Source organism: Candidatus Doudnabacteria bacterium (assembly GCA_037200925.1).
Taxonomy (GTDB): Bacteria; Patescibacteriota; Doudnabacteria; order UBA920; family O2-02-FULL-48-8; genus JBDTSL01.
On the sequence record JBBCGO010000001.1, the window covers coordinates 147,476 to 163,092 of the forward strand.

The following is a 15,617-nucleotide window of genomic DNA, read 5'->3' on the forward strand; positions in this document are numbered from 1 at the left end:
TGGCCTTTTTATTTCGTAACCACGATCATGGCCTTGGGCCGTCCGGCCTGGCTTTCATGATGTCCGCTGGGATAATTGACCAGCGCGTCGTAAAGAACTTGATATTTATAAGTATAATCTTTTCCATACTGCGTACCGGCATCATTAGTGATGAAAATGCCTTTGGAATCATCAAACCCTTTTATGACCATGAAATGGGTCAAGGGGCCGGGCGCCGTATAATGCGGGTTGCCCAGTTTTTGGCCATTGGCCGGAGCCAGGACCAGTTTGCCTGCACGCAGTTCATTTTTAATGTCGTCGATAGAAGGATCGATCTTAACTTCCAAATTTGTGTAGCCGTAATAATCGGTAAAGAATTTGGCCGTGTCCTGAGCATCAGTATCGTCGTAATTGCCGTAATGTGCTGTTTCAAAGGCAGACATATCAAGGATCGTCTTCAGCGCATCCGTGGGATTTAAGGGCTGGTCTTTTATCCATGACCAAGCCATAAGCACTGAGGCTTCTTCACAGCCGTCTTCTTCACGGGGGTCGGCCCAATTGCCGGTTGGGGCCTGGGAGGTAAAGGGCACATTTAATTTAACATAGCTGGCTTGTACTGCGTCCGGGACCGTGGGGTTAAAACTCGTGTCAGGCGGCGGAGGCGGAGTTCCCGTGATCTTATCTACTACTTTTTGTCCAAGCTGCGTTTTTGAGCGCAGCAAATAAACGGCAGTGAAAGCTGCTACTATTATAATGATAATTGCGAAAAATTTTATATAAGATTTATTCATTTTTATTGCGCAGTTTTAAAATTATCTTATTTAATGCTTTGACCGCATATTCAATGTCTGAGGTTTTTGTATAACTACTTATTGTAACACGAATAGTAGCCGCTTGTCCAGTGCCGGTTTTACCGAGCGCTTCAATCACATGTGAAGGCTCGGAAGAGCCCGAAACGCAGGCTGAGCCTGTTGAGGCAGCGATCCCGGCCAAATCCAGGGAAGTCATCAGCGCATCCTGATCCGCGCCGTAAATGGTGAAATTCACAATATCCGGCGAACGTAAATCCCCTATTGGCCCGTTCAATTCAGTTTTTTTTATCTTTTTTATTTCTGAAATAAAAGTATCGCGGAGCATGGAGATTTTTTTTCCGGATTTTTGCCGTTCTTCCAAAGAACCGAGCAGTTCCACAGCCTTGGCAAAGCCAATGATCCCAGCCGTGTTTTGAGTGCCCGGGCGCTTACCGTATTCCTGAGAGCCTCCATAAAACAAATTATTGAGTTTTTTGCCGGATGTGATGTAAAGAGCGCCGATTCCTTTCGGCCCATAGATCTTATGCGCGGAAAGCGTCATCATGTCACATCCGAGCTTATCCGCGTTGCAGTTAAAGAACTTTGCCGCCTGTACCGCATCAATATGGTACATGATCTGATATTTTTGGCGTTTATTGAGCTCCTCCAGCTTTTGTCCGATCTCCCTTACCGGCAGTACCGACCCGATCTCGTTGGAAACATAAACAACGCTAACTAAAATTGTGTAGGCGGTAATGGCTCGGATGATATCATCAGGATCTATCAAACCGTCCGAGGTCGGATCGACGAAAGTCGCGTCCACTATCCCCTGCTCGCTTAATTTTTTGACTGTGTTGTAAACTGATTGGTGTTCCAATTTAGTCGTGATTATATGAGGCTTCATTTGAAATTCTTTGATGTAGAAGGCTGCAGTTCCTTGAATGGCCAAGTTATTGGCTTCAGTTGCTCCGGAAGTAAAAATTATTTCCTGCGGCTTGGCATTGATAAAATCAGCAATCACGCCGCGCGCTGTGTCAATTCTGGCCCTTGCCGCTTGTCCTTCGCGGTGAGTGGAGCTGGGATTGCCAAAATATTTCAATTCAAAATCACGCATCGTTTTTTCGACGCGTTCATCGAGAGGTGTGGTGGCGGCGTAATCAAGATAAATTCGTTTCATAAACACAGTTTAGCAAATAAAATAAGGGGTCGGCTAACCAACCCCTCAGGTAAACGCTAGACCTCGGGGTCCTCATAAGTAACTTCCCACCACGGCAACTCGTCGACCGGGACCGTCGTTTCGCCCAGAGTTCTTGCGGCACGACAGCAACTGATGATGTTCAAAAGATTTTTCTCGTCATTTAACTGGAGAGAAACATGCCGTGACAGTTGTTCCAGGTTGCAAACAACGGTCTTCGCGATCTGAAGCTTAACGGTCTTGACCATTCACGCCTCCATTGGTATGGAATTTTTTAATCTTCAATTCATCGGCTTGATTTCCTAAATCCCGCGGCCTTGGCTTCAGCTTCCGTGGTAAAACAGCGGATGGGATGAGTTGTCTTATTATAAAAAGCTCCGCCGGGCATATGGTATATCATACTTGAGGAACCTTTGATCTTTCCGGTGCAGTTCAAACTGCCTGAGCTATTGGGTGCCGCAACAGTTTTCGTGCTCGCAGATTGTATTGACGGCTCGTTTGGATTATAATTATCAGGTATTGAGGCCGCTTGCTCAATATGTACTTGCGACACCGATGGTTGAACCGGAGACTTTGGTGAAGAAAATCTGCCCAGTCCGAATGCAAGCACCCCGACTAGCACATAACCTACTGACAATACGATTATGTGTTGGTGGGTTTTTATATAATCTTTCCAATTCATATGCAGTATGCCTTTATTTTAGGGAGGGTATATACGCTGTCCTTGGCCGAGCTCCTTGGCGTTTTAGCATTGCTCGGAGTAACGTCCAAAGTTTTGGCATGCTCGCCCGAGGTGGTAGTGATCGAAACGGACAAACCTCTTAGTGCTGACTCGCTTCAGGCCCGTTTGGGCGGAACCATTAAAATTATACGCTTATTCGACACTTTTCAAAAGAAAGGCAAGGAATACCCCACGGCTGTTCTGACCAACTATTTCACTTTTAAACGCATAAAAGAATATTTCCACGAATACACGGGCAAGAAACAATTCGGCGTGTCCATCTATTCGCTGGATCCCGCTATCCGGTTTCGCGAAGAACCGACCAGGATCGCTTTTTTGATAAAGAAAATTTTACAGGACCAGGCGCAAAGCGTGCGGGCGGTCCTTCCTCAATTCCCCTCTCAAGCTTTGTCCTCGGTCCAGGTCACGGAAAATCAGCTGCTGCAAAAGGGCGCTGAGGTTGTGGTCATCTCCGGCAATCAGCGCATCTTTGTCGGTAAAACTCTTGTGGTGCAAAACTACGAAGATTACGGCCGGCGCGATTATCAAAGACCGGCCAGGGACGAGAAGGTCGGCATGATCCCGCCGAAAGTGGCCCAGACCATGATCAATCTGGCCGGACCGCTCAAGCCCCTGGAATTTATTTTAGATCCGTTCGCAGGCTCGGGTACGATCCTGCAGGAAGCAATTCTTATGGGCTACCGCGCCATAGGCTCGGATATTGAACAGAAGATGATCGAGAACAGTGAAAAAAATCTTGAATGGTTTCGAAACCGTTATGATGTGGCTCCAAACCGATACAAACTGTTTAAGGCCAATGCTGCTGAAATTTCCATTCAGATACCCAAGCAAAAAGTGGCGGCTGTCGTGACTGAAGGTACCTTGGGCCCGATCTACGGAAAATTGCCGAAAAAAACTGAAATGCAAAGTAATTTTAAAGCCTTAAGCAAACTTTATGACCAGGTCTTCAAAGAGTTTAAAAAATTCCTGGCAGAGGGCTCGAAAGTAGTTATCTGTCTGCCGGCATATAAGCTGAACATGTCTGACTATGATTTCATGCCGAATCTTGACTTTATAGCCGAAAACGGGTATATTGTTCTGGAACCTTTGCCGGAATATTTAACAGTGAAATATAAGTTTCTGAAAGTTACGCCGAGAAGATCGATAATTTACGACAGAAATGACCAGCTGGTGGCAAGGGAAATATTCATGATCCAGTATGGTAAACAAGAAAATAATCAGGAAACTGTAATAGAAAACGCGGATGCGTTGGAGACAGGATCCGAAGAGAAAGGGTTGGAATAATACTGTTTTTACGAAAAAATTGAGTCGCAGTCCAGCTCTTGCACGCAAGGGCTGGGCGAGAACAATTTTTTCGGGAGGAGCAGTATGGATACCGTAGCGTATTTGCGAAGCAAATCGCGAAGTGTATCCCCAACTGCGACGAATGGCTCATAAGAAAGCCGGCGGCTCTACAGCTTTAGGCCGGGATTCGCAATCACAAAGACTAGGCATTAAATTATTCGGCGGCCAAACTGCCAAAGTTGGCTCAATTCTGGTCCGCCAGCGCGGCACCAAATGGCATGCCGGCAAAAATGTCCGCAAAGGCTCTGACGACACGCTCTATGCCGCTTCGATCGGCACCGTAAAATTCACAGGAAAAAAAGTCCGCGGCTTTGACGGCAACTTGCATCACCGCCGTTTTGTTCACGTAATTTCAAAATAAACCGCTTTCCTCTAAAAATTTCGGGAGGAACAATGTTTGTTGACAAAGCCTTGGTCAATATTGCCACGGTTGTGGTGGATATTACGCCGCTGCAAGCCATCCAGATCGCCGGCACCAAAAAAGAGCTCGCGCGCACACTTCAGAAAACTTCTGACCTGTCCAAGACAGGCAACTTTGAGAATTCCCGGGTCATGCTCTGCACAAATGCGCATTTGCACCGTCACGGCAACGAGCCGAATTTCCGCTACCAGATACAAGGATCAAGCCGAGAGGTCTCTCAGATAATCAGCCTGTTGGAGCTGGGCGAAACGAAGCTGTTCAAGTTTCAAAGGCCTAATTTCAATACGGCGACCCCGCAAACTTCGTCCACTACGCAAGACATTGCCTAGGAACCCTTCCCTGCTTCCCGAAGCCGGGTTTTTTATTTGCCAAAGACTCCGTTTAATGCTTAAATAAGCTTAGAATGAATTGTCCGAACGGGCACAAATTAGATCAGCAGATATCGCTCGGCGCAGTCAAAGTCGGGCGCTGTTCCAAATGCCTGGGATTATGGTTCGATCAGGATGAATTGAAAAAAGCCGAAGACAACCAAACCGATTATGTCGGCTGGTTTAATGATGAGCTCTGGGATGATCCGAATAATTTTAAAGGCGCCAAAGGGACCCGTGTTTGCCCCAAAGACAGCTCGGCTTTGTATAGTGTTCGTTATGGCGACTCCGATATTGTCATTGATGTTTGCCAAAAATGCCATGGCATCTGGCTGGATAAAAACGAGTTTGATAAGATCGAAGAATGGCTAAAGGGCAAATCATCTTACGATCTGCTCAATAATTATTTTAAAACTCTAGTGCACGCGGGAAAAGATATTTTTACCGGTCCTGAGGATCTGAAATCCGAACTGCATAATTTTATGATCGTAGCCAAATATCTCCAGTTCCGATTGGTTGCCGGCAGCCCGGGATTGACAAATCTTCTGATCAATCTGCCCCTGACTCCGGAATTGTAATTTATAAGTTGCAAAAGTTGGCGTTTAGTGTTTTAATATCAATAATGATTAACAAATAATCAACAATATATGAAGAAAATAGCTATTTTGAGCCTTGCTTTGCTGGCGTTTGCGTTTACGGCATCGGCTGCGGAATTTATTCAACCACCGAGCAAAATGCAGGGAAGCGTGTCCACAATGGAGCAGGATGTTCATAAGAACCTGTATATCGCAGGAGCCAATGTCACTGTAAACAGCAAGACACTGGACGATCTGGCTGCAGCCGGAGGAATGGTCACGATCAACGGGGATGTGGAAAAAGATCTTCTTCTGGCGGGAGGCAATCTGACCGTAAACGGCGCTGTGGGAGATAATGCGCGGATCGCTGGCGGCAATATTTCTATCAGCGGCCCGGTTTTGGGCGATCTTGTTGTAGCGGGCGGAAATATTACTGTCGCAGAGAAAGCAACAGTCGGCGGTGATTTGGTGGTCGGCGGAGGAAATATCACGGTTGACTCTGACATCAAGGGCAATGTGAAGATCGGCGGCGGAGCTGTCATGATCAACAGTACTATCACCGGCAATGTGGATGTCATGGCCAACAAAAGCCTGACCTTTGGCCCAAACAGCGTTGTAATGGGCAGGATCGTTTATAAAGGCCCAAGCGAGGCAATAATCCAGGACGGCGCCAAAGTCAGCACAATTGATTTTACAATGATCGCCTCTAGAAATGTCGCAGGCAAAATTGCGGCTTTGATCACAATAGCAACTCTGATCAAATTACTGGCATTATTTATCGCCGCCTGGGTGCTCAACAGGATTTTCAAAGGAACTTTCCAAACTTTATCCGAGCATATCTATGCCAAACCCTGGCATAGTATGGGTATCGGCGCATTGGTTCTGTTTGGCGTTCCGCTCCTCGCTGTGATCCTGATGATCACGGTTCTGGGCTTATACCTGGGACTCTTTCTGCTCGTATCCTACTGCTTGATCTTATTGACCTCAGCCTTGCTGATGCCTTATTTTGTCGGCGCATCTGTGGTAGCCATGTATAACAAAACTTCCAATCTCAAACTTGGCTGGCAGGAACTGGTCTACGGCTTGCTCATCGTCACGCTTGTAGGATGGATCCCGTTCATCGGCTGGCTGGCTGTGCTTCTGGTGTACCTGATGACGATCGGGGAAGTCGCCCTTCATTCTCTTCAAAAAGAGCACATAAATATTTAAAATTACGCAACAAAAAACCGCCCCGGATTGGGGCGGTTTTTTTAACTGTCATAATATTTTAACTTGTAGTCGAAACTTCTGTTGGTTTTTTCTTGATACTGTTTCTTGAGATTTTCTACTTCTGTTGAATCTTGATAACGGGAAAGATCTTGCATCAGTTCAACTCTTTTTTGTTCAGCAATTTTCAAGGCCTCTCCGCACTTTTGTCGGGTTTCTTTAATCTTGACTTGCAAATCATAATACCTCTGTTCTATTATCGGGACATTTTTAAGAATTACGGCAATTGCCTCTCTGTCACTGCCCGCAAAAGATCCAAGTGTCTTCCTTATTTTTTTCAAATTTTCTGAAACCAGCAACCAATTTTCTGAATCCACCATCCAATTACGATGGTGAATCATGTGGTTGAGAGTCTTACGTAAATCCTTGTTCACGGCTTTAGCGTTGGCAGATCTTGTAAGCAACAAGATTTCATTACTCATTTCACTGATTTTAGCCGTATCATTATTGACTTCCTGCCATAATGAGCGGGATTGTTCCAATAACTCTGCAATTTCATCGATGCGGCCGGTTGTTTCCGCAACTATTTCTTTAACATCCTGGACTTTTTCCGCTTCATTCTGCTCGGCTTTGGGAGACGGTTCAGCGCTTTCTTGATCTGTATGATTTGGTTCAGATTCTTTCATACTATTTTAAAGCTGGAAGATAATATTTAAAGTCAATCCCTATATTTATCTTTGAATTCTGCTTCGGTCATTTGCCCATTTATCACTTTTTCCCGGTCTTGCTGCTTACTTATTTCTTTTAATCTTTCGGTAGCCTGCGCATTCCCTTTGATGCTGCCATCGCGGTAAAATTCCCAAAGCTGTTCGGATGCGGCATCCTGCTCGGTTATGCCGGCTTCTCTTACCATAGCTTCCCAGCTTTTAAACTTATCCTGCTCAGCTTTGTCGGCTGCTTCAAATTCATTATGCGCGTCAACCGGAGGGCTTTCTGCAGCAGTATCCAGATCTTTTCTAAGATAGCTCTCTTCATGAGGCGCTTCGCTTTCAAAACTGATGGGCATTTATTTTTTGATGCTCGCTTTAATGAATTCGCGGAACAACGGCCCCGGATCTAAAGGACGGGATTTAAATTCCGGGTGGAACTGCACGCCTACAAAGAAAGGATGATCGGCAAGCTCGATTATTTCCACCAAATGTCCGTCCGGAGAAGTGCCAGAAAAGATCATGCCTGCATTTTCAAACATCTTGCGGTATTTATTATTGAATTCATAGCGGTGGCGATGACGCTCCTCTATTTTCCGGGTGCCATATGCCTTTTCCGCTCTTGAGCCTTGTTTCAGAACACAGGGCCAGGCGCCCAACCGCATGGAGGCGCCATAATCTTTTTTCAAAAGCTTTTTTTCCTGGTCAGGCATGATATGGATTACGGGGTGGGGCGTGTCATCATCAACTTCTTTGGTATTGGCATTTTTTAACTTTAAAACATTGCGCGCAAATTCTATGGTCGCCATTTGCATGCCGTAGCATAATCCTAAATACGGGATATGGTTTTCACGGGCGTAAGTGATGGACGAAATAAGCCCTTCTACTCCCCTTTTGCCGAAGCCCGGAGTGATGACTATGCCGTCCATATTATCTAACAGCTGAGTGCCTTCTTTTTCGATTTTCTCCGAATCGATCCAATGCAGGACCGGTTTGGCTTTGTTATGCCAGGAAGCGGCCTTCAGCGCTTCAATAATGGAAACATACACATCAGCAAGGTTGTAATTGCCGGTGCTGAAATATTTGCCGACAACTGCTATATGCACTTCTTTCTTAACGGTCTTCATGGTCTTCACCAGTTTCCGCCATGGCCCCAAGTCTTTTTTGCCCGGGGCAAAATCGAGCTTTTCCAGGATCTTCTCGCCCAATTTCTGCTTTTGCATGACCAGCGGCACTTCGTAGATCGAAGCCATGTCCGGGTTTGCGATGACATCTTCTTTTTTCACATTACAAAAAAGCGCAATACGCTCTTTGCGCTTATCGTCCACATAGTGTTCGGCCCGGGCAACTATAAAATCCGGCTCAATTCCAAGCGAGTTGAGCAGTCTGACCGACTGCTGGACAGGCTTGGATTTCATTTCGCCCAGGTTCCCCGGAATCGGCAGATAGGCCACATGAACCTGCAGAACGTCATCAGGCTCGCGCAGCTTCATGATGCGGGAGGCTTCAAAAAAAATGCCGTTTTGGTATTCACCCACAGTGCCGCCGAGCTCAATGATCACAATGTCCGCGTCCTTGCCGGCTTTTTTGAAACGGCGGATGATCTCGTCAGTGATATGCGGGATGGCTTCCACATCCTCGCCGTTGTATTCAAAAGCCCGCTCACGGCGCATAACCTCGGCGTAAACCTGCCCTGTGGTTATGTAATTGACCTTGGAAAGGTTTCTGTCCAAAAACCGCTCGTAATGCCCGAGGTCCTGGTCGGTCTCTATCCCGTCATCGGTGACAAAAACCTCGCCATGCTCCTGCGGCCTGATCGTGCCGGCATCAAAGTTCAGATACATATCCACCTTCACCGGAGAGATCTTGTAACCTTTGCCCTTTAAAATAGCGGCAATCGATGCCGCTGTGATGCCTTTTCCGAGGCCTGAGATAACGCCCCCGGAAACAAAAATGTACTTTGTTTTGCGAGTCTTTGCTTTTTTTATCATTTAAGTTGTCCTAGCTTTCCGCCACTACGTCTAATTTTACATCAGCTTTAAGCTTTTCCGCAAATCTAATCTGGACTTTGTGCAAACCCAAGCTTTTTATCGGTTTTTCTATCACAACCTGGTCAGGCGTCAGTCCCAGGTCCAGCTTCTCGTTTATGGCTTTCGCCACCTGGTCCTCATGAAGGGCGGCGAACAAGTTCTGCTTCTGGGCGCGGCCTTTGATCGTGAAGACCTTGCTTTCCATTTTGTTCTTCAAGGACAAAAATTTTTCTTCCTGCCGTTTAACTTTGGCTTGTAGTTCCTGTTCTTCTTTCTGCAGCCTGTCCAGCGCAGCTGCAGTGGCCGGCAGGACCAGGTGCTTGGGCAATAAAAAATTCCTGGCATGTCCGTCAGAAACTTCTTTCACATCCCCTGCACGGCCCAAGCCTGCAACATCCTTTGTTAGTATGACTTTCATATTATATTCGCAAATAGCGTCGGATGGCGATTGTAGATGCGATCAGGCACAAACAAACGCTGGCAGCAAGATTGATCAGCAAGATCTTCCAAAAAATGGCGTTGAACAAAGTTGTTCCCAGGCTTGAAATGGACAGAAATTGTTCGATCCTGCCGGAGAGCAGGAACAGGAGGACCAAAACCACGATAGAAACGAAAATTGTGGCAAACAACGCATATAAGATGCCTTCGATCATGAAAGGCCAGCGGATGTACCAATTGGTCGCGCCGACCAGGCGCATGATCTCCACTTCTTCGCGGCGATTGTAGATCGTCAGGCGGATAGTATTGAACGTCACCATGATCGTGACCAGGATGAATATGCCGGCCAGTATCAGGCCGAAGCGGGTGATGAAATTGATGATGCTGTGCAATTTATCTATGACCTTCTGATTATCGCGCACGGTTTGAAAATACGGAGCATAACGGTCCGAGGTCAGGGTGCTGTAAATCTGCGGATAATCCGACAGCTTGTCCGCGCGCACGGCCAAAGAGGCCGGAATCGGGCTGTCAGCGGCGGTAAATTCATTTAAAGTTTCAAGCAGAACCGGCTCGTTCTGATGCCTCTGCTTGAAAAGATCCTCAGCCTGGGCTTTGGAAATGTATCCTACGGAACTTACGCCCGGCAGAGCTTCAATTTCAGCCCTGACATTGGTGATCTCGCTGTCAGTGGTCGTGTCGTTAAAATAAGCTGTGACCACGCCGACCTTGTCAGTGGAATTCTGGATGGCCAGCACGGTCAGGGTATAGAAAACCAGAATGGTTGAAATGATAAAAAGAGTGATGGCCACCATGGAAGTCGCGGCAATAGACACCCAAATATTCCGGAAGAAATTGGTTACGCCAGATTTTATCAGGCGATTGGCGTTGGTGGCTGGCATTTAGTAATTAGAAATTAGAAATAAAAAATTTTATAAAACGTACTTTCCTTTTTCCTGGTCATAGACTATCTCGCCCTTTTCAATGGTCACGACGCGTTTTTTCACGCTGTTGACCAGATCTTTGGCGTGCGTGGCCAGGATCACAGTCGTCCCCGCCTTATTGATCTTCATCAGCACCTGGATAATGTCCCAGGCGTTGATAGAATCCAGGTTGCCTGTCGGCTCATCAGCTAAAAGCAGCACCGGATTATGCGACAATGCCCGGGCAATGGCCACCCGCTGTTTTTCTCCGCCTGACATTTCATTGGGAAACGCCTTGGCTTTATCCGTCAGCCCCACCAATTCCAAGATCCTCGGCACTTCTTTTTTTATGTGATTATGGTTTTCTCCGGAAACCTCAAGAGCAAAAGCCACGTTCTCATAAGCCGTTCTCCTTGGCAGGAGTTTGATATCCTGGAACACTACTCCGATCTTGCGGCGCAAGTAAGGGATGTCGGTGCGGCGGATCTGAGACACATCTATGTCATCGATCAGGATCCGACCCGAGTCTGCCCGTTCCTCGCCGATTATCAGAGATATCAGAGTGGACTTGCCGGCGCCGGATTGGCCGACAAGCGAAATAAACTCGCCTTTGTGGATGTCCAAGGTGATATCCTTCAGCGCCATGACTTTATTGTATGTTTTAGTTACTTGGTCGAATTGGATCATTTGAATACATTATAGCAGAAAATAGCATTAAACCTTAGCATTTCTGTTTTTCTCCAAGTATTGCTTCACAAATTCGGAAAGATCGCCTTCAAGCACCGATTCGGCATCCGAAGTCTCATAATTTGTGCGGTGATCTTTGACTAGCTTATAGGGATGCAGAACGTATGAGCGGATCTGGTTTCCCCACTCGGCGCTGTGGAATTCACCGCGGATCTGGAGCTTTTCTTCCTGCTGCCGCTGTTCTTCGAGCTGCGCCAGTTTGGCAGTCAGGATCTTCAGGGCCTGTTCTTTGTTCTGGGTCTGGGACCGTTCGTTTTGGATGGTCACAGTCAGGCCTGTGGGTTTGTGCGTGGCGCGGATGGCGGAATAAGTAGTGTTCACTGATTGCCCGCCGTGGCCGCGCGAGGTTTTGGCCTCTATTTCGATATCATCCATGTTCATTTTAAACTCGCCTTGCTCAATGATCGGCAAAACTTCAACCAAAGCAAAAGATGTTTCTCTGGTATGCGTAGAATTGAACGGCGATTGCCGGACCAGGCGATGCACGCCGGCCTCGCTTTTAAAATAGCCGTAAGCGAACGGGCCGGAAATTTCCACAACAACACTTTTGATCCCGGCTTCAGCTCCGCGGCTTTCGTCGATGACCGCGGCCTTAAAATTATTTTTTTCCGCGAAGCGCAAAAACATGCGCAGCAGCATCTCGGCCCAATCCTGGGCATCCACACCGCCGGCGCCCGCATGGATGGAGAGTATCGCGTCATGATTATCGTATTTTGCCGAAAGAAAGGTGGTCAGCCGGATTTGTTCGTACAAAGCCTTTAAAAGCTTAAATTTTGACTTTAAATCTGTCTCCAGAGCCTTATCCGTCTCTTTGACCGCCTCAGACGCAAAGGCCTCTAAATCGTGAATTTCCTGCTCAAATTTAAACCAGTCCTCAATTTGCTTTTTTAAGCTGGAAAGCTGTTTGGACTTGGCTTTGGCCGCGTTTTGGTCTGACCAGAACCCAGGATCAGACATTGCTTCTTCAAGTTCTAGGATCTTTTGTTTTTTTTGAGGCAGGTCAAAGATGCTCCTTCAGATCGAGCATCTGTTTTTTTAAACTTTTAATTTCTCTGAGAAGTTCTTCCATATGATTGTTTTAAGCTCCTTAAGGTTATGGATCAGGAAATCCGGCTTTGCTGCCTTAAGTCTCGCTGTGCTTTGGTAGCCTTGGGTCAATGCAACCGTAGTATAGCCGAATTTTCGCCCAATTTCTATTTCTTCAGTAGTATCTCCGACTGTCAAAACCTCACGCGGACGCAAACGCAAACCCTGAACATATCGACGAAGTTTTTCCGCTTTGCCTTGAGCCGTCATATGCGAAGAATCAGCAATTGAGCTTCTGGCCAAAATTCCGTCAAAATATCCGTCGATATGCAGCCGTCTGGCCTGCTTTTGTATGTGAGGAACGATGTGATTGCTGAAAATTATACTTTTGATCTTTTGTGACCGCAACCATGCCAATATGCCCCGAGTGCCTGACCTTGTGCGGCAAAAAGCTTCCCGCGGTTCATAATGCTTTTGGAACACTAAATGGATTTCGTGAGATTTAGCATTAAATACTTTTGGATCAAATCCCGCTTTGATCCAATACGTTTTGATCGGGATGTCATATTGGTCTTGGAACTCTTTGAGGTTCGTTGCCTGTAACCCAAAGTGCAAACGGGTCGCGCTTTCGGCGCGAACCACTGCATTCGTGTCTGATAAGATCGTGCCGTTCCAGTCAAAAGCAACTAATTTGATCATATTTATTTCCCGGCATTCGGGTCAGTCAGCCATTTGTTCATTTTCATATGCCATTGATTTGGATCTGAGGTTTGAATTTCATCCCAGAGTTTTTTTGCCGATTCAGTATATAGTTTTTCTTCCCGCACAAACTTTCTGTTCTCTTTCCATTTTCCGGGAAGCTTGGACCCCATCTCGTCGATCTCCTTTAGTTCCAGATCGATATCCAAATTATCTGCATCCTTTACGATCTTAGCCTCGATGGAATCCCTTTTTTCATAGTCCTCGATAATTTTCCGAAAATCCTGAACTATCGTTCCGGCAAACATATCATCAGCCGCCCTATGTTCGTCGGCTTTGACGTAGACTTTTTGCACATAACTTAGATCCGATGTCCTGGTTTCTGCCACATCATGCACGAGGGCCATTTTAATGATCGTATTTTCATCGCCTTTTTTCTCCATCCGTGAAATGATCAGCGCCAGCCAAATGAGGCGATAAGTATGCTCAAGATCGGAAGCCACGTCAAAACCCAAGTGCTGACGCCAGCCTCTCGGGACGTTCCGCAGGGACCCGATCTCGTATAAAAAATCTATATCCCGGTTCATATTATTTTATTCTTTCATAGGTTGTCCATGAAAATTCCTTATGCGGCTTTTCAGAAACCTTCTTCCATTTGGCCGGATCGATCTCGGGAAACAGAACATCGCCGTCAATTTCTCTATGGATGTGCGTAATAATTAATTTATCGGCCTGATCGATCAGTTGAGCGTAGATCTGTCCTCCGCCCGTCACCATCACTTCGTCCTCAGCCTGCAGATTCTCAAGCGCATCTTCCACACTGCTGTAAACCTCAACTCCATCCGGTACCTGCCAGTCGGTATGCCTGCTGATCACGACATTCTTCCGGCCTGGCAGAGGCTTGCCTAATTTTTGCATGATCGAATCAAAGGTATTCCGTCCCATCAGGCAGGTCTTGCCTATAGTGACATCCTTAAAATGCTTCAAGTCTTCCGGAATGTACCAAGGCATAGAGTTCTGGCTGCCGATCACGCCATTTTTGGCCACCGCGGCAACGAGTGTTAGTCTCATGGGTTTAAAAACTTAATTGCGGCATCTATTGCCTCTTTAACGTTCACCACTAAAGTCATTTCTTTTAGCTGATCTATAGGTACCCACTCGGGTATTGTTTCTTCAGAAGATTTTAATTCTCCCTGGTACTGTTTCACTAGAAAAAATCTTATAGAATATTCTACTTTGCCCTCTTTTCGGTCAAGCTCTGCAACGTAAAAATTATTTTCAAATTCTTCGAGACTATCTTCTGTTGTGTTTAAACCAGTTTCTTCTTTGAGTTCTCTTAACGCTGCTTGTTTTTCATTTTCATCTTCTTCAAGTCTACCCGCTGGTGCTCCGTATATTTCGTGAGCGTAACCAGACTTTTCAGTATTTTTTACTAGCAATACTTTATCGCCTGCCAACACAATCATGCCAACAGAATGTTTGCTCATTGCTTTTCAAAAAATCCGCCGGATACGCTTAACTCAGCTTTCAAGCCCGGATGAGGGTCATAATCAACAAGTTTAACAAGTTCCGGTTTGAAGTCATCAATGTTTTTGACGGACGGGTCCAGTTCGATCTTTGGGAACGGTTTCGGCTCGCGCTTGAGCTGTTCTTTGACCGGCTCAAGGTGCTTTTCGTAAATATGAAAATCTCCGAGCGTATGCACAAATTCTCCAGGCTCGTATCCGGTTACTCTCGATAAAATAATTGTGAGCAAGGCATAACTTGCGATATTGAACGGCACACCCAAGAACATATCCGCGCTTCTCTGATAAAGTTGCAAGTTCAATTTGCCCTTGATCAGATCGATCTGATACATATTGTGGCAGATCGGAAAACGAGACGCGTCCTCGTATGCGGCCATGGAATAAAGATATTCCGGGTTCCACGAATTCACTATCAAATTATGCGCGTTCGGATCGTCCTTGAGTTCTTGGATCGCCCAGGCCAACTGATCGATCGTACGTCCCGGCGTTCTCGTGGGCCAGCGGCGCCACATTTCGCCGTAGATTCTCGGCAATTCTCCGTGCTCTTTTGCAAATGCATCGTCATCGATCATTTTTTGGACAAATTCTTCTTTCGTCAGGCCGGGATTTTTTTTATTGTAAATTTTATAAGGATAATCGTCCCAGATATGAACGCCTTTTCGCGTCAGATACGAGACATTGCTTTGGCCGGATATGAACCAATACAACTCTTCGACCACGCCCTTCCAAAAAACTTTTTTTGTAGTCAGCATGGGAAAACCCATGGAGAGATCAAAACGCATCTGCGCGCCGAACAAGCTGAAAGACGCATCGCCCGTCCCGCGGTCGACCTTCCTGTCTCCTTTTTCCAGGATTTGTTTGAGCAAATCCAGATATTGATATTCCGGGTGTCTGTTTTCCATA

Annotated in this window: 21 protein-coding genes; 5 read left to right on the forward strand and 16 right to left on the reverse strand. The window is 46.3% G+C overall.

The window, feature by feature from the left end:
* Positions 1–8: 8 nt before the first annotated feature.
* From WDN47_00830 to WDN47_00845, 4 genes are read right to left on the reverse strand one after another with little or no spacing between them, the layout of a single operon-like run.
* Positions 9–770 (reverse strand): C39 family peptidase, encoded by a 762-nt coding sequence (locus tag WDN47_00830; protein MEJ0021109.1) that lies wholly within the window; start codon positions 768–770, stop codon positions 9–11.
* Positions 763–1,947 (reverse strand): cysteine desulfurase family protein, encoded by a 1,185-nt coding sequence (locus WDN47_00835; GenBank protein ID MEJ0021110.1) that lies wholly within the window; start codon positions 1,945–1,947, stop codon positions 763–765. Before WDN47_00835 ends, WDN47_00830 begins: the two co-directional genes overlap by 8 nt.
* Before the next feature lie 56 nt (positions 1,948–2,003).
* Positions 2,004–2,213, reverse strand: a complete 210-nt coding sequence (locus WDN47_00840; GenBank protein MEJ0021111.1) for a hypothetical protein — start codon at positions 2,211–2,213, stop codon at positions 2,004–2,006.
* A 38-nt stretch (positions 2,214–2,251) separates the two neighbouring features.
* On the reverse strand, positions 2,252–2,647 hold the full coding sequence (locus WDN47_00845; protein MEJ0021112.1) for a hypothetical protein: 396 nt from the start codon (positions 2,645–2,647) through the stop codon (positions 2,252–2,254).
* Positions 2,648–2,689: 42 nt separating this feature from the next.
* On the opposite strand from WDN47_00845, the gene WDN47_00850 reads away from it, so the two are divergent.
* From WDN47_00850 to WDN47_00870, 5 genes are all read left to right on the forward strand, one after another.
* The gene (locus WDN47_00850) at positions 2,690–3,991 is read left to right on the forward strand and encodes a DNA methyltransferase (protein ID MEJ0021113.1); all 1,302 of its coding nucleotides are present in this window, start codon (positions 2,690–2,692) and stop codon (positions 3,989–3,991) included.
* Positions 3,992–4,133: 142 nt separating this feature from the next.
* On the forward strand, positions 4,134–4,412 hold the full coding sequence (rpmA, locus tag WDN47_00855; protein MEJ0021114.1) for a 50S ribosomal protein L27: 279 nt from the start codon (positions 4,134–4,136) through the stop codon (positions 4,410–4,412).
* A gap of 32 nt (positions 4,413–4,444) precedes the next feature.
* Positions 4,445–4,801: a hypothetical protein gene (locus WDN47_00860; protein MEJ0021115.1), complete on the forward strand. Its 357-nt coding sequence runs from the start codon at positions 4,445–4,447 to the stop codon at positions 4,799–4,801.
* Between the two features lie 74 nt (positions 4,802–4,875).
* A complete protein-coding gene (locus tag WDN47_00865; protein ID MEJ0021116.1) occupies positions 4,876–5,418 on the forward strand; it encodes a zf-TFIIB domain-containing protein in 543 nt (180 codons plus the stop codon).
* Between the two features lie 69 nt (positions 5,419–5,487).
* A complete protein-coding gene (locus WDN47_00870; protein MEJ0021117.1) occupies positions 5,488–6,624 on the forward strand; it encodes a hypothetical protein in 1,137 nt (378 codons plus the stop codon).
* A 41-nt stretch (positions 6,625–6,665) separates the two neighbouring features.
* Here WDN47_00870 and WDN47_00875 read toward each other — a convergent pair whose 3' ends face one another.
* Genes WDN47_00875 through thyA form a run of 12 tightly spaced genes read right to left on the reverse strand, consistent with a single transcriptional unit; the run spans position 6,666 to position 15,616 of the window.
* The gene (locus WDN47_00875; GenBank protein MEJ0021118.1) at positions 6,666–7,307 is read right to left on the reverse strand and encodes a hypothetical protein; all 642 of its coding nucleotides are present in this window, start codon (positions 7,305–7,307) and stop codon (positions 6,666–6,668) included.
* A gap of 32 nt (positions 7,308–7,339) precedes the next feature.
* Positions 7,340–7,687: a hypothetical protein gene (locus WDN47_00880; GenBank protein MEJ0021119.1), complete on the reverse strand. Its 348-nt coding sequence runs from the start codon at positions 7,685–7,687 to the stop codon at positions 7,340–7,342.
* Positions 7,688–9,319 (reverse strand): CTP synthase, encoded by a 1,632-nt coding sequence (locus WDN47_00885; GenBank protein ID MEJ0021120.1) that lies wholly within the window; start codon positions 9,317–9,319, stop codon positions 7,688–7,690.
* A gap of 10 nt (positions 9,320–9,329) precedes the next feature.
* Positions 9,330–9,776, reverse strand: a complete 447-nt coding sequence (gene rplI, locus WDN47_00890) for a 50S ribosomal protein L9 (protein ID MEJ0021121.1) — start codon at positions 9,774–9,776, stop codon at positions 9,330–9,332.
* A gap of 1 nt (position 9,777) precedes the next feature.
* Complete coding sequence (locus WDN47_00895) at positions 9,778–10,695, reverse strand: permease-like cell division protein FtsX (protein MEJ0021122.1); 918 nt, start codon at positions 10,693–10,695, stop codon at positions 9,778–9,780.
* 30 nt (positions 10,696–10,725) lie between these two features.
* A complete protein-coding gene (gene ftsE / locus WDN47_00900; protein MEJ0021123.1) occupies positions 10,726–11,403 on the reverse strand; it encodes a cell division ATP-binding protein FtsE in 678 nt (225 codons plus the stop codon).
* Positions 11,404–11,430: 27 nt separating this feature from the next.
* Positions 11,431–12,471: a peptide chain release factor 2 gene (gene prfB, locus WDN47_00905; GenBank protein ID MEJ0021124.1), complete on the reverse strand. Its 1,041-nt coding sequence runs from the start codon at positions 12,469–12,471 to the stop codon at positions 11,431–11,433.
* Positions 12,472–12,498: 27 nt separating this feature from the next.
* A complete protein-coding gene (locus WDN47_00910; GenBank protein ID MEJ0021125.1) occupies positions 12,499–13,188 on the reverse strand; it encodes an HAD family hydrolase in 690 nt (229 codons plus the stop codon).
* Between the two features lie 2 nt (positions 13,189–13,190).
* Entirely contained in the window at positions 13,191–13,775 is a 585-nt protein-coding gene (locus WDN47_00915; GenBank protein ID MEJ0021126.1) for an HD domain-containing protein, read from the reverse strand.
* A 1-nt stretch (position 13,776) separates the two neighbouring features.
* Positions 13,777–14,259, reverse strand: coding sequence for a dihydrofolate reductase (locus WDN47_00920; protein MEJ0021127.1), 483 nt, complete (start codon positions 14,257–14,259; stop codon positions 13,777–13,779).
* On the reverse strand, positions 14,256–14,675 hold the full coding sequence (locus WDN47_00925; protein MEJ0021128.1) for an NUDIX hydrolase: 420 nt from the start codon (positions 14,673–14,675) through the stop codon (positions 14,256–14,258). Before WDN47_00925 ends, WDN47_00920 begins: the two co-directional genes overlap by 4 nt.
* A complete protein-coding gene (gene thyA / locus WDN47_00930; protein ID MEJ0021129.1) occupies positions 14,672–15,616 on the reverse strand; it encodes a thymidylate synthase in 945 nt (314 codons plus the stop codon). The genes WDN47_00925 and thyA overlap by 4 nt, the downstream gene beginning before the upstream one ends.
* Position 15,617: the final 1 nt, after the last annotated feature.

Bases quoted from the DNA above. Each gene is read 5' to 3' on its own strand.
- WDN47_00885 (MEJ0021120.1), bottom strand. From the start codon at position 9,319: ATGATAAAAAAAGCAAAGACTCGCAAAACAAAGTACATTTTTGTTTCC.
- thyA (MEJ0021129.1), bottom strand. From the start codon at position 15,616: ATGGAAAACAGACACCCGGAATATCAATATCTGGATTTGCTCAAACAA.
- rplI (MEJ0021121.1), bottom strand. From the start codon at position 9,776: ATGAAAGTCATACTAACAAAGGATGTTGCAGGCTTGGGCCGTGCAGGG.
- WDN47_00865 (MEJ0021116.1), top strand. From the start codon at position 4,876: ATGAATTGTCCGAACGGGCACAAATTAGATCAGCAGATATCGCTCGGC.
- WDN47_00845 (MEJ0021112.1), bottom strand. From the start codon at position 2,647: ATGAATTGGAAAGATTATATAAAAACCCACCAACACATAATCGTATTG.
- WDN47_00915 (MEJ0021126.1), bottom strand. From the start codon at position 13,775: ATGAACCGGGATATAGATTTTTTATACGAGATCGGGTCCCTGCGGAAC.
- WDN47_00895 (MEJ0021122.1), bottom strand. From the start codon at position 10,695: ATGCCAGCCACCAACGCCAATCGCCTGATAAAATCTGGCGTAACCAAT.
- WDN47_00860 (MEJ0021115.1), top strand. From the start codon at position 4,445: ATGTTTGTTGACAAAGCCTTGGTCAATATTGCCACGGTTGTGGTGGAT.
- WDN47_00835 (MEJ0021110.1), bottom strand. From the start codon at position 1,947: ATGAAACGAATTTATCTTGATTACGCCGCCACCACACCTCTCGATGAA.
- WDN47_00870 (MEJ0021117.1), top strand. From the start codon at position 5,488: ATGAAGAAAATAGCTATTTTGAGCCTTGCTTTGCTGGCGTTTGCGTTT.
- WDN47_00875 (MEJ0021118.1), bottom strand. From the start codon at position 7,307: ATGAAAGAATCTGAACCAAATCATACAGATCAAGAAAGCGCTGAACCG.
- WDN47_00840 (MEJ0021111.1), bottom strand. From the start codon at position 2,213: ATGGTCAAGACCGTTAAGCTTCAGATCGCGAAGACCGTTGTTTGCAAC.
- ftsE (MEJ0021123.1), bottom strand. From the start codon at position 11,403: ATGATCCAATTCGACCAAGTAACTAAAACATACAATAAAGTCATGGCG.
- WDN47_00925 (MEJ0021128.1), bottom strand. From the start codon at position 14,675: ATGAGCAAACATTCTGTTGGCATGATTGTGTTGGCAGGCGATAAAGTA.
- WDN47_00910 (MEJ0021125.1), bottom strand. From the start codon at position 13,188: ATGATCAAATTAGTTGCTTTTGACTGGAACGGCACGATCTTATCAGAC.
- WDN47_00880 (MEJ0021119.1), bottom strand. From the start codon at position 7,687: ATGCCCATCAGTTTTGAAAGCGAAGCGCCTCATGAAGAGAGCTATCTT.
- WDN47_00920 (MEJ0021127.1), bottom strand. From the start codon at position 14,259: ATGAGACTAACACTCGTTGCCGCGGTGGCCAAAAATGGCGTGATCGGC.
- WDN47_00830 (MEJ0021109.1), bottom strand. From the start codon at position 770: ATGAATAAATCTTATATAAAATTTTTCGCAATTATCATTATAATAGTA.
- rpmA (MEJ0021114.1), top strand. From the start codon at position 4,134: ATGGCTCATAAGAAAGCCGGCGGCTCTACAGCTTTAGGCCGGGATTCG.